This is a genomic window from Peribacillus sp. FSL M8-0224 (assembly GCF_038003055.1).
In the GTDB taxonomy this organism is placed as follows: domain Bacteria; phylum Bacillota; class Bacilli; order Bacillales; family DSM-1321; genus Peribacillus; species Peribacillus frigoritolerans.
The window spans coordinates 663,226-676,067 of sequence record NZ_JBBOOJ010000001.1 but is presented as its reverse complement, the minus strand read 5'-3'; the positions used below and the strand labels follow the sequence as shown (position 1 = coordinate 676,067).

The 12,842-nt window shown below is 42.2% G+C and carries 10 protein-coding genes; all 10 read right to left on the bottom strand.

Annotation, left to right across the window (positions count from 1 at the left end):
- Window positions 1-44: 44 nt before the first annotated feature.
- Window positions 45-1,274, bottom strand: a complete 1,230-nt coding sequence (locus MKX49_RS03245; protein WP_230177226.1) for an FAD-dependent oxidoreductase — start codon at window positions 1,272-1,274, stop codon at window positions 45-47.
- An 86-nt stretch (window positions 1,275-1,360) separates the two neighbouring features.
- Window positions 1,361-2,209: a fumarylacetoacetate hydrolase family protein gene (locus tag MKX49_RS03240; protein ID WP_340874923.1), complete on the bottom strand. Its 849-nt coding sequence runs from the start codon at window positions 2,207-2,209 to the stop codon at window positions 1,361-1,363.
- 20 nt (window positions 2,210-2,229) lie between these two features.
- Complete coding sequence (locus MKX49_RS03235; protein ID WP_402942887.1) at window positions 2,230-3,294, bottom strand: cupin domain-containing protein; 1,065 nt, start codon at window positions 3,292-3,294, stop codon at window positions 2,230-2,232.
- Window positions 3,295-3,470: 176 nt separating this feature from the next.
- The gene (locus tag MKX49_RS03230) at window positions 3,471-5,144 is read right to left on the bottom strand and encodes an acyl-CoA dehydrogenase family protein (RefSeq protein WP_340874921.1); all 1,674 of its coding nucleotides are present in this window, start codon (window positions 5,142-5,144) and stop codon (window positions 3,471-3,473) included.
- A gap of 37 nt (window positions 5,145-5,181) precedes the next feature.
- Window positions 5,182-5,601, bottom strand: a complete 420-nt coding sequence (locus MKX49_RS03225; RefSeq protein ID WP_230177431.1) for an acyl-CoA thioesterase — start codon at window positions 5,599-5,601, stop codon at window positions 5,182-5,184.
- A gap of 25 nt (window positions 5,602-5,626) precedes the next feature.
- Window positions 5,627-7,174 carry a class I adenylate-forming enzyme family protein gene (locus tag MKX49_RS03220; RefSeq protein WP_230177218.1) on the bottom strand — a complete coding sequence of 516 codons (1,548 nt, stop codon included), beginning with the start codon at window positions 7,172-7,174 and terminating at the stop codon, window positions 5,627-5,629.
- Between the two features lie 255 nt (window positions 7,175-7,429).
- Window positions 7,430-8,605 (bottom strand): acetyl-CoA C-acetyltransferase, encoded by a 1,176-nt coding sequence (locus tag MKX49_RS03215; RefSeq protein ID WP_230177217.1) that lies wholly within the window; start codon window positions 8,603-8,605, stop codon window positions 7,430-7,432.
- Between the two features lie 187 nt (window positions 8,606-8,792).
- The gene (locus MKX49_RS03210) at window positions 8,793-9,569 is read right to left on the bottom strand and encodes an enoyl-CoA hydratase/isomerase family protein (protein ID WP_230177216.1); all 777 of its coding nucleotides are present in this window, start codon (window positions 9,567-9,569) and stop codon (window positions 8,793-8,795) included.
- A gap of 20 nt (window positions 9,570-9,589) precedes the next feature.
- A complete protein-coding gene (locus MKX49_RS03205) occupies window positions 9,590-10,444 on the bottom strand; it encodes a 3-hydroxyacyl-CoA dehydrogenase family protein (RefSeq protein WP_230177215.1) in 855 nt (284 codons plus the stop codon).
- A 150-nt stretch (window positions 10,445-10,594) separates the two neighbouring features.
- On the bottom strand, window positions 10,595-12,805 hold the full coding sequence (locus tag MKX49_RS03200; protein WP_340874916.1) for a helix-turn-helix domain-containing protein: 2,211 nt from the start codon (window positions 12,803-12,805) through the stop codon (window positions 10,595-10,597).
- Window positions 12,806-12,842 lie beyond the last annotated feature (37 nt).

The window sequence follows — 12,842 nt, the reverse complement described above, 5'->3', positions numbered from 1 at the left end:
CGTTTTATCAGGCTGACTGGGATTTCCCTGTCGACCAATGTCTGTTAATATTTTGTTGTCAGTTCTGGAGGACCAAATTTCGGTCCATATGGGCCTTCATCGAGCCAGCGTCCCAGTCTTGGAACTATGGATACGAGGGATGCTGCAAGTTCACGCTTTAGGTTCATTTCAGGGGCATCTCCTTGAAGGTGATGTAATGCAGTGGTTGATCCGTCACGGTTCCACTTTGCGGCAATACGTCTTTCGGTGGCAGCTGCATCAATTGCTTCTTTTCGCTCCGTTTCAGAGTTAGATTGAAGCGCTTTCTTAATCCCCCGTACAGAAATAATTGCATCCGGAACTCCGGAGTTCAATCCACGGGCACCAAAAGGTGCAAATAAATGGGCTGCTTCACCGGCGAGAAGAACTCGCCTTTTTTCATCTGTAAAAGAATTGGCAACGACCTGATGGAAACGGTATGTTGATACCCATGTAATACGCTCAGCATATTTAGCATCCATCACTTTTGGAAGCCACTTTTTGACACCCTCAATATTTGTATAGTCATTCGGATTGTCACCTTCTAAAAGCTGAAGGTCCACCCGCCAGCCACCTTTAAACGGAACAAACATCACATTCCTTCCTCCCATTGCTGGATGTTGATAATGAAATGTACGCTCAAGCGGCAGGGGATTTTCCTCATCCTCTTTTACATCAACTACAAGGAATGTATCTGCCGTTCGCGGTCCTTCAAATTTTAAACCAGCCTGTTCTCTTACAACTGAATGTGATCCGTCACTGCCAATAATGTATTGTGCTTCCCACACTTCACCGGATTTTGTAGTCAATCTCACCCCAGCACCGGTTATATCCAATTTTTTCACTGGTGAATCCCAAACGAACTCAACACCAGCGTCAAGACAGGCATCATAAATGTGATTTTCGATATCATCTTGGTGCAATGCCGTGAAATGGGGTAATTTTTTTTGATCGGTATTATCCGTAAATCCATAATTACGGACATATACTTCTTTTCCTTTATAAAGTGTTCGCTTAACAGGCCAAATGATCCCATTGCGCCCCAGTGTGAACCCCAGTCCTTTCGAAATTTCTTCCAAAAGTTTTAGAGTTGCACTATGCATATAGATCGCCCGGCTACCCGGACGAGGACGTCCGTGCGGATCCGCTTCTATAACTACAGAAGAAATTCCTTTTTGCTTCAATGCAAGACCTGCAACTAAACCAACCGGGCCAGCGCCAACAACTATTACATCGCATTTATTTATTTTTTCCATAGATGAGATTCTCCTTATTTAATATTTTATAATTATTTGTGGTTAGATTTATAAGGCAAAATAGACATTTTCAGTTTTACAATTCCTTAAACTTCACCGGCCAGTTTAACATCTACGGTGAATTCACCAATTTTGTCAATTTTAATGCGGACACAATCCCCCTCTTCAATCGGACCAACTCCTTCAGGGGTACCCGTTGCCACAATATCTCCAGGAAGGAGCGTCATATTATCGCATGCCACTTCAAAACATTTGTAACAATCGTAAATGAGATGTTTTGTACTTCCATCCTGACGCACTTCATCGTTCACCCATAATGTCATTGCCAAGTCATTTGGATCTTCGATTTCATCGGAAGTCACAATCCATGGTCCGATCGGAGTAAATGAATCAAACGACTTTCGCCAGGTCCGCTCTTCATTGCCCCGAATGGAAATATCCAATAAGGCAAAGTAACCAAAGATATAATCTTTTGCCTCTTCCTCCTTTATATTTTTCGCCTTTTTACCGACCACATATCCAAGCTCAGCCTCATGGTCCGTACGACGATCCTTATAAGGAAGTAAAATGGGATCGGAGGGGCCAGATAAGGACTCAGGTGATTTCAGAAACAAGGCAATTTCTTCGATTGTCCTAGGTGCGTTGTTGAATATTTCATTCATTTCTTCTTGATGTTTTCGATAGTTCACAGGTGCAGCCCAAATTTTCCGTGTACTTGGTACGGGGGACTTCAATGTCACCTCATTCAATGAATAAGAAGTTCCTGTTTCCGCTTCCCGATTCATTTCCTCTTTTAGTTCATTAAAATTTTCAACGAGCTTGAGGAAAGAAGAATTCGGGTCAGCTTTATCCCATCCTGCTACTTTTGATACATCTGTTACACGGTCTCCCATTACCACTCCAAGTAAATCGTCATTAAAAATAGCAATCTTCACAATGCCTCCCCCTTCTCTTCTCAAACGGTTCCGTCAGGTATAAAGACTTTTTCCACTACCTGGTGTCCATCATTTTCTTGGTATCCCTCGCTGAATTCAAGCTCTAATTTTTCCATGACGGGTTTGTCATTGAAGGAGAATAGGAACACATCTTCCGATCCCGTGTTCACATGCTCATGATTGCTCCATGGTGGTAGAATAAAGAAATCCCCTTTTTCCCATTCAAACTTCTGACCATCAATGACCGTATAGCCTGTACCTTCAAGAACATGAAAAATTGCGCTGTGAACATGTCGGTGCGCTTTCGTTTGCTGACCTGGTTTAAGCTTTTGCATCATTGTGCCAATGCGGGAATCAGCAGAGCCACCTGTGGTTGGATTAATATATTCAATCGCGTATCCGTCAAACGGGTCAAAATCTGCTTCTGTCATCTGATTAAGCAAATATTTAACACGATCGAATTTGTAACCGAAAATTGGTGATGGATAATCAGGATTTGATTTTTCATTTAGCTTTTTAAACGCTCCCATTGAAAATTGCTGATTAGCATAGTTTTCTGGTGCTTCCATCGGGTAAGACTCTTCCTCATACGGCTCAAAAAACGATGCAGCCATCGTGCGGACGAGACCTACATCTAGCCCATCCATCCAAAACATCGGCTCTGTTCCTTCATGCTTGTGCTCATGCCAAGTCCAGGCCGGCGTCAAAATCATGTCTCCACGTTCCATATACGTTTTCTCTCCATTAACCGCCGTGTATGCCCCGTCCCCTTCAATAACAAAACGGATCGCAGATTGTGAGTGATGATGGGAGGGGGCGCTCTCACCAGGTAACAGTAGCTGAATGCCAGCATATAAAGTATGTGTCCCATAGCCAACAAGACCTCGCTTCAGCAGGCTCGGATTTTGAAGATACACTACACGGCGTTCTGCGTCTTTCCCCGGCTCCAGCAATTCCCCTGCAGTCAGCACATATTCACGAATGGATTTCCACTTCCATAAATACGGCTCTACATCATGTACCGGCTCTTTGGTTACCATATGGCCAAGGTCGTACCATAGAGGGCCAAGATTTCTTTTCTTCATTCCTTCATAATACTGATCTAGCTTTTCCTGTGTATAAACTTCACTTTTAGCCACTCAATTCACTCCTTTTAAAATAAATTCATGATTTGAAAGCGATTCCATAATTAAATCTAATAATTGAACTTTATTTACCACCCCAATTATCTCGGTAGCTGATCAAGTATCTGCACTAATAACTAAGAAACATATTTTTCAGATTCAATAATTACATCCGCAATTTTACGCTTCACTTCCACAATATTTTCCGGGCAACTCATGATAAGACGTCCAGCAATCCGCGAAAATGCTTCATCATCACCGAGATGATTTAGAATATTTAAGGCTCTGATGGCGACCATTTGGGATGTTTCATGTATAAATACTTTCGTATAAGCAATTTTTTGGCTGTTTTCATACTTCCCTGTTATCTGTACTGCTTTTTCCGTTCGTAAAATGGAGCTTTCCGCCGAATAAATTCCTATGACTAGGTCCGCGATAAATGCAGCTGTTTCCTGTTCTTGATTTAGATTTATCAGGTCGTTCTTCCGAACAGACTCTATTGTAGAATGATAAAGCTTTTTCATCAGCTGAAGTGTCTGCTTTTCACGTAGCAGCGTACCTTCGTCAACATTTCCTTTCTTACTAGGCAATTCATAGGTTTTCAGTAATGTTGAAGCAATCAGGGTTCTATTAATTTCATTAGTACCTTCAAAAATCCGATTAACCCTGGAATCACGATATAGTGACTCTATTTCATATTCTTCCATATATCCATATCCACCGTGGATCTGCAAAGCTTCATCTACGATAAAGTCAAGAACTTCCGTGGACATAACTTTGTTGATCGAACATGCTAAAGCATAACGCGAAATCGTTTCACAAAAGTCATCGGAGCCCGTTTGTTTCATATTTGCAAACCCTTCCTGCATCGCGCCTGCAGTTCTATACACGGAACTTTCATTAGCGTATGTTTTTATAGCCATATCAGCCAGTTTATTTTTGATTAAGTTGAAGCTAGAAATAGGCTTGCCAAATTGCTTCCTTTCATTGGCGTAGCTAACTGCTAGCTCAATCGATCTCTTTGCAGTTCCTAATGAAGTGGCTGAAAGCTTATGGCGGCCGATATTCAATACGTTAAACGCAATAATATGCCCACGCCCCACTTCACCAATAACATTTTCAGAAGGTACTCTTACATTATCCAAAATAAGAGAACATGTGGAAGACCCCCGCAACCCCATTTTCTTTTCTTCAGGACTAATGGAGACTCCTTCGTAATCTTTTTCAATAATGAAAGCAGTAAACTTTTCACCGTTCACTTTTGCATACACAATAAATAGGCCAGCGATAGAAGAGTTGGTAATCCACTGTTTTTCTCCATTTAAAATGTAATATTTCCCACATTTTGAGAGTACCGCTGTTGTCTTTGCACTCATTGCATCCGTGCCGGATGAAGGTTCGGTTAAAGCATATGCAGCTATAGTCTCACCAGATAACATTTTTGGGAGATACATCGCCTTTTGTTTCACAGTTCCAAAATAGGCAATTGGCAACGCCCCAATTCCGGTTTGCCCTCCAAATGTAATGGAAAACGAACGGCCAAGCGCCATTTTTTCAGATATGATGGACGCACTGACTTTGCCAAGCTCTAGCCCGCCATCTTGCTCTGGAATATCTGCGCTGATCAGCCCGAGTTCACCTGCCTCTTTGATAAGACGCACTGTTTCATCAAACTCCTGGTTTTCTATGTTTCCTAATGCCGGATAAACTCTGTTCTTCACAAATTTCCCAGTCATCTCTTCCAGCATAATATGTTCATCACTAAAGTCTTCGGGTGTGAAAATTTCGTCAGGAAGGATGTCAGTATTCAAAAAATGTTTGATTTCCTTTTTTTCCGTAAGCATGTATTCACCTCTTCATAGACTGGTGGGTTTTTGGCATCATTTTTTTTCGGATATCTTCAGGAACCGGTAGCGCCTTCGGCTTACCCTCAAATGATGTCCAGGCACGTAATTCATACCCTTCAGCTACTATTTGTTCGCCTCTAATAAAAGCATGTCGCAATTTAAATACTTTGTTTTGTAATTCTTCAACTGTACTTTGCACAACCACGCTATCCTCAAAGAAAAGAGGACATTTGAAAATGCAGTTAGCTTCTAATAAAGGGACACCAATTTGCTGTTCTGCATAAAGTTTGGAGGATGGATACCCTAAGGCTGACAAATATTCATGAGTGGCTTCATCCATCCATTTATAAAAGTTGGGATAAAACACTATTCCTGCTGCGTCCGTGTCACCCCATCTAACCTGGAACGAATATTCTGCTATCATGTTAGATATGCTCCTTTCAATTTCAGACTGGACGACTGACCTTCGCATCCATCGGATCAAGAAGTCTCGATTTTTGGATTTTTCCGCTAGCCGTCATTGGAAAATCCTCAATGAACATGAGTTTTTCCGGGACTTTATAATTTGCTATTTGTTTCTTTACAAAGGCTTTAATTTCACCTTCTGAAATTTCTGTTCCTTTTTTTAGCTGAATGAACGCGCACACCACTTCACCAAGCACTTCATCTGGAATGCCCACGACTGCAGCAACCATTATGTTTGGATGTTTGGTCAGCACACTTTCAATTTCCTGAGGATATATGTTATAGCCCCCACGGATTATCATTTCTTTTTTTCTGCCTACAAAATGCAGATATCCTTCTTCATCCTGCACACCTAGATCACCGGTATAGAACCAGCCTTCCCGATCTAGAACATCGTCCGTATGTTCTTGCATTTTGTAATAGCCTTTCATTATCCCAAAGCTTTTGAGGGCTATCTCTCCTGTTTCCCCTAATGGGATTTCAAGCCGGTTTTCATCAACAATTTTCAACTCAACCCCAGGAATCGGTTTTCCTAGTGTCTTCGTTATTTTCTGTTCATCATCATCATAAGGAGTCAATGTAACCGTAACCGTTTCCGTTATCCCAAATGATTGACAAAGTTTTATGCCCATGCGATCTCGTATTTCCTTGACTTTACTTGGTGGAATTGGAGCAGATCCCACCATGCCTGTACGCAATGTCGACAAGTCGTAACTATCAAAATCATCCAGTTCCATTTCTTTAATGAACATTGTCGGTACACCCATCTTTATCGTAACTTTTTCTTGTTCAATCAGTTTAAGAGTTTCACGGGGATGATATTTTTCCTGTAACACCATTCGTGCCCCGGCGGATACGCCGCAAAACAAGTTGCATGCCATGCCAAAGATATGAAACAGCGGCGCTGATACAACAAAAACGTCCTCTTCAGTACATCTAAGTTCCCCTGCCAATGTATTCGCGGATTGTACCACACCTCTATGCGTGATCATAACGCCTTTTGGCACGCCGGTTGTCCCGGACGTATATAAAATACAAAATAGATCGTTATTTACATCAATTTCTGCTTCCATGACATCACCATCGGTTTGGTCCTCATATGGATGGAGGCCATCCCGTGTGAACCGTACAGAGATTAATGACGGCACAATCGACTGCGCTTCTTTTAACCCAAAGTTTTGATCAAATTCTTCCGTCACTATCAACGCTTTCGGCTCGGAATTCTTTAAGATGTATTCGACTTCATGTGTTCGATATTTATGGTTAAAGGGGACGATCACCGCCCCAATTTTGGCTGCAGCAAAAAATATAACCGCTGTTTCATACCAGTTGGGCAATGACACAGCAATCCGGTCCATTTTTTTTATGCCCAGATTGTAGAGTGTCCCGGCAAACCGTTCCACATCCTTTTTCATTTCATGGTAGGAGACCCTTCTCTTCAAATCATATATCGCTTCTTTATCCCCATTAGCTGAAACAGCACGCTCCAATAAGCCATAAACTGTCAAAAGATTCTGATCTTTTTCCATATACTCACTCGCTCCCGTATGGTTCTAAAAATCTCGCCATTTTTCCTGCCTCTATATGTGATTTTTCTAACCAGAAACTTGTTTTCCCTTTTAACTGAACCATTTAGCCTACATTAACTTCTATTTTCAGCATGAACGCCTCGTTATGGAATCCGCATTTTCATCAGTTATTTCGTCATTTGTACACAAAATCCTTTCAATCCCTGGAAAAGGACTGCCTTAAACTTTGATTATACGGTTCTATAAATCACAACTTTATAACGCTTCCCAAATTGCCGCAATTCCCTGACCTCCGCCAATGCAAACAGCTGTTGCCCCATATTTTTTATTGCGTCTTCTCAATTCATAAATGAGTGCGGTTACGATTCTTGTTCCGCTCGCTGCTAGCGGATGCCCCATTGCAACTGCCCCACCGTTTACATTTCCTATTTCAAGGTCAAAGCCTAATTCTTTTTGACAAGCAAGGTACTGAGCTGAGAATGCTTCATTGATTTCAATCAGATCTAAGTCTGCGATTGTTAAGCTAGCTTTTTTTAATGCACTTTGAATGGCCGGAACAGGTCCAATCCCCATGTACTTTGGCTCTACTCCGACTACGTCCCAGGAAACAAGTCGAGCAATCGGCTTCAGTCCTTTTACTTCCGCATAGTCACTTGAGGCGACAATGACTGCCGCCGCTCCGTCAACCATGCCACTCGCATTACCTGGTGTAACTACTCCGTTTTCAACAAATCTCGCCTTCAGTTTCCCAAGCTGTTCCATGCTAGTTTCCCGAATGTGTTCATCGTCTTCTATGACTTTATCGCCTTTTCTGCCTTTCACTTTAACAGGTACAATTTCTTCATTTAAATAGCCTTTTTCTCTTGCAGCAAGGGCACGTTCATGGCTTGCGAGAGCGTGCTGGTCGACTTCTTCTCTGGACAGACTATATTTGGCAGCCAAATTTTCAGCGGTTTCACCCATTGTACATTCTCCATAAGTATCGTATAGCCCGTCCCATACCCAGTCTTCTACAACAGGCGCCCCTAGTTGACTTCCCCATCTCATTCCGCGAATTACATGCGGTACCTGACTCATGCTTTCAGTTCCACCTGCTAATATGACATTCGCTTCTCCTGTTAAAATGTAACGCGCCGCTGTTAAAATAGATTCAACACCCGTTCCACACAGTCTATTAATGGTCAATGCAGGGACGTGAATCGGGGTACCAGCTTTTAACCCAACATGTCTTGCCAGCAAATGGGCATCTTTGCTTGATTGCTGCACATTCCCGAATACAACTTGATCGATATCTTCACCTGAAATTTTGGCTCGCCGTATGGCTTCTTTTGCGGCAAAGACGCCTAAGTCCGTTGCTGTGATATCACGGAATGATCCGGAAATTTCAGCAAATGGCGTCCTTGCTCCTTCTAACAATAAGATTTCCTTCACTTCATTCACCTCATTTTAATTTTTTATTTTAAACCTGATAATCAATACTCGTAGTTTTGGGCGTATCATTTTGCCTCATGTTCCTAGCTACCACCATTAAATGTCCTTGAATCTACAGATGAATACCTCTTTAATTGCCTTCATATCTACGTTTATGGGTTTTACATATCTAGTGTTGCTTCACTGTTTATCTTCCTGAATAAATTGGTTCTCTTTTTTCAACGAAAGCCTTAAGTCCTTCTTTCCGATCTTCCGTTGAAAATGCATTGCCAAAGCATACGCTTTCGATAATCAAACCCGATTCAAGGTCAGTATTGCCTCCTGCATTGACTGCAGTCTTCACCATTTGAAGAGCAACCGGTGGTTTTTTTGCCAAGTTCCCGGCCCATTCCTTCGCTGTCTCCAGCACCTCACCAGCTGCGACCAATTTATTGACGATATGTAAATCCAATGCCCGTTGCGCATCGATCATATCGCCGAAATAAAGCAGTTCTTTGGCAACACCCTGTCCGACGATCTTCTGTAGCCGCTGGGTACCGCCTCCCCCTGGAATGATACCGAGGCCAACTTCAGGGAAAGCAAACTTCGCACGATCGGAACTTATACGCAGGTCACAGGCAAGCGCGAGCTCGAGACCCCCACCCAGCGCCATTCCATTCAACGCGGCAATGACCGGCTTTGTCACATTCTCAATTTTCGTAAATACCGTTCTGGATGTCTTGTTCATCATATTGATTCCGACAAGATCAAGACTTGCCATTTCATTGATGTCAGCTCCTGCAACGAATGCTTTCTCTCCGCTGCCAGTAAGGACAATCGCTCGAACATCTTCATTGGCTTCAAGCTCATCAAATACGATTGAAAGTTCTTGGAATACCTTTGTATTCAATGGATTGACGGGAGGCCGGTTAATGGTTACAACCGCGATTTTATCTTCGATTTCACACAATAAAAATTTATACATTCATTTCAACCCCATTCTTATTATTCGTAGTCGTAAAACCCAGCGCCTGTCTTCTTACCGTGTCTCCCCGCCCTGACTAGCTGTTTCAGAAGAAGAGGGGGAGCAAAATGATCATCGTTGAATTCCTCTTTGAAATACTCCATCACATGGTACCCAATATCCACACCCGCAAAGTCCTGCAGTGTGAATGGACCCATAGGATAGTTCAGGCCTAGCGTAACGGCCTTATCGATATCTTCAGCAGAAGCCACGCCTTCTTCAAGCAGCTTGATCGCCTCGATAAACTGTGGAATCATGATCCGATTGACAATGAATCCCGGCGTATCTTTTTTCACCTCCACCGGCTCTTTGGTCAGCTGTTTAGAGAGCGCTTTCAATTCCTCTACAGTTTCATCGCTTGTCTGATATCCACGAACCACCTCTACAAGTTTCATTAATTGTGCCGGATTAAAAAAATGCATACCAGCCACCCGTTCCGGGTGTTGTGTCGCTGCTGCAATTTCTGTAATCGACATCGATGATGTATTAGTTGCCAGAATCACGCCTTCACGAACGATTTGGTCGAGTGCAGAGAACACTTCCTTTTTTAGATTAAGATCTTCCAAAACGGCTTCAATCACGACGTCCGCGTCTTTCATTTCTTCGAGGAGCGTCGTGGTTTGGATGCGTCCAAGCGTTTCCTGTTTTTGGTTTTCGGTCATTTTTCCCCTTGCAACACTTTTATCCATAAACTTTCCAATACGTTTTATTGCATTTTCTAAATAGCTGTCTTCAATGTCACACAAGATAACGGTAAACCCATTCATTGCCGCTAGATTAGCTATGCCTGAACCCATTGAACCTGCACCAACTACCCCAATTGTTTGAATTGCCATCTCTCCATCTCCCGACTATATAAAATTATCAATATTCTGTAAATTAATTATAACCTTGGTAATCTTAGGTTTGTACCTACAAAATGAGGGAAAAAACTATAATTACTTCGGCTATTTTGTAGGATAAAAAAACAGCCTATAAAGGCTGTTTTAGATAAGTCCACCATTCATATCATAAAGCTTTAATGCCATCATCAGATTGAACCGGACTTCAGCGTCATTTAATTCGGCATCCAGAAGCAATTCGATCCTTTCAAGCCGGTATATGAGGGAACTCCGATGAATATAAAGTTCTTCAGCCGTACCTTTTACATTCCCGTTATTTTGAAGGAAAACATGGAGAGTATTGAACAAATCGATGTTTTTCCCTTCTGAATATTTGATAAGAGGCCCTAGTTGACTCTTCACAAATAAATCAATGGCAGTTGAATGACCCAAATGATGGAGAATGGTATAGGAACCGAGGTCTTTAAAAAGTGAATAACCAGTGTTTTCGAACCGACTACTAACTATATTCAATGCCTGGACGGCCTGCTGATAGCTCACATAATAATCCTGGATATTCTCCGTTTCACTCCCGATCCCCATCAGTACTTTACATTCGATAGATCCCTTCGCGACCCAGCGCTGAATACTTTCAAAAAGCGTAGCCCAAAACTTTTTCGGCTTATTCCCTTCCATTTCAGTTGAAACAAGTAGAACAAACTTTTCGTCATGTGATGCAGATATAAAAGTACGATCGAGCTCCGACAGATGAGATTTTATTGAATCCCAAACAAGCGTTTTTTTCGTCTGCTGTTCAAGAAGATTGCTTCCTTCCATTTCACTTCCATCAAGCTCTATGGACAAAACAGCCAACCGATGGCGGCTGAACAGGTCCCATTGAAATAAGTTTGCATATTGGATAATGCTTTCTTCATTATCAATTTTTTCTGTCAGCAATTTGCTAATGAAGCTATCCTTTGCCTGTTCTTTTGCATCTAGGACGAGCTTTTGCTTTATAAACTGGATTGAGCAAATATTCCGAGCTAAATCTACCGTCAGACGGTCGAACTCATCCATCTCTACACCAGACCTGCGAATGGCTAGGTAGCCAAGTAAATTGCCACCGCCACTAACTGGCCAGAATGAAAAATAATAGTCTGCGCTAGTGGGATCTTGCATAGTGATAAGCTCGTTCCCTTTTTGGTTACCAAGTTCCTCCTTTGCTCTTTCAGCCAACTGATGTGTATATAGCGGACCACCTTCATGTCCATAGTCGAGAACTGATAACTCCCGCATAAACCGGTCAAATAAGATGACCGAACTTTGAAATATTCCGCCGAGCATGGTTGTGATGCCATCAAAATTGTCAACTTCAACGGTTTCTTTTACAAGCGCTTGCTGAGAATCCAAAAGAAATTGAAGCCTGTGTTTATGATCTCTTTCGCTATGATATAAACGAGCATTTTCGAGCAAAGCAGCAACGTGTTTGGACAACAGCTCCAACATTCTCAAATCATCTTCTGAGAATACACCTGTCCCTTCGTTCCCAACATGCAGGACTCCTATTGGTTTCAGATCATTGAAAAGAGGAATCGTTAGCTGATTCCCACCAGGTGTTTCCAGAAAGGGAAAGTAGTCTTTCAGCATATAATTGTCTTGGATCATGATTTTGTGTGCGTATTCCATCTTCCCGTAAGCAGGTTGTTGGAAAACAAAACAGTTTTCTTTTTCATTATATAAATAAATGCACGCAAAATCGGCATTGGTCCCTTTTCCTGCCCTAGACGTCAGTTCGGCGATATGCTGTTCAAGAGGTGCATCGAGTGAGAGGTTTTTGCTAATCCATTCAATGCCTTCTATTTTTTTCAGCTGTGTTTCCTTTTCCCTCGCCATTGCCATGGCAACTGCCATGTCCTTTCCAAATTCCTCAAAGTGAACTTCCATATCCAAAAGCGGGACGAAGCTTAAGAAACCAACTATGCAGAAGCCAAAATGGTGAATGTCGTCTTTGAGGGGGACAGTAAACCATGTTTTAATGTTGGCCTTCTTCAATACTTTTGCCATATGGCATTTTTCCGGCACTTCCGCTGTTTTATACGTCATACTTTGACGAAATAATTTGGAGGAACAGTCATCTGTGGAAAATGGAAAGGCCTCGGTTACAGAAGGTATGTTGCCGCTCCACGCTTTCGGTAAAAGCTGCCCGCCCTCTTCTAACACGACACCAACAAAATCGCAGTATAGTTCAGAACGAAAGGAATCGGTCAAGTACCGCAGTGCCTCTTCTTCGGTGTCAATCTTAATCAGATAACGTGATGTCTTTCGCAAATGGTTATCTACTTTTCTCATTAATTTCTCTCTTTTACTGCTAGACAAAACCCTTCCCTCCTTCCTAATTCTCCCTAATCCTATT